The organism is Lysinibacillus sp. GbtcB16, from assembly GCF_019091145.1.
Classification (GTDB): Bacteria; Bacillota; Bacilli; order Bacillales_A; family Planococcaceae; genus Lysinibacillus; species Lysinibacillus fusiformis.
In genome coordinates this window covers 1-514 of the sequence record NZ_JAGXJV010000115.1, presented here as the reverse complement: position 1 = coordinate 514, position 514 = coordinate 1, and the positions used below count along the sequence as shown (strand labels likewise).

General features: G+C 34.2%; 2 protein-coding genes. Both read left to right on the top strand.

Going from position 1 to position 514, the window contains the following annotated elements:
• A partial coding sequence (locus KVT27_RS23620) for a Holliday junction resolvase RecU (protein WP_217582072.1) occupies nt 1-304 on the top strand: 304 nt, incomplete at its 5' end.
• Nucleotides 301-514, top strand: a 214-nt coding sequence (locus KVT27_RS23615) for a zinc-finger domain-containing protein (protein WP_217582071.1), incomplete at its 3' end; no start/stop codon positions are given. The genes KVT27_RS23620 and KVT27_RS23615, both read left to right, overlap by 4 nt.

The following is a 514-nucleotide window of genomic DNA, read 5'->3' as shown; positions in this document are numbered from 1 at the left end:
AACGGAGCAAACAACACGTTTTCCGCTAGAAAATATCCATCGGCACCAGATTGACTATTTAGAAGATACACAAACAATGGGGGCTATTTGCTTCTTCTTAATAGAGTTTTGGAAAGATAAAGTGACGTATTTAGTGCCACTATCGTTAGTATCAAAATATGTAATGGAATCATATGAGGGTGGAAGAAAATCTATACCACGAGAAGAATTTGAAAAACATGCTTTTATTGTTGAGCGCACTGATCGTGCTTTAGTAGATTATTTAAGGCATATAGAGAAATTAGAATGGCCTGATGTTTCATGAATAAAGCAGCCGTTCGTTTAAAAATAATTGATTTAATGGATAATAATTGTGCTGGTTGTGAGCATAAAAGGGATAGCAATGCTAGTTATTGTTGGACAAAGTGTGAGATAGGAAAAGAAATAAATGCATTAGGTATATATTTAGGCGGTACATTAATTGAAAAAGAAGTTAAGGTGCGAACACCTAAGGATTGGGACAAACTTTGTATAA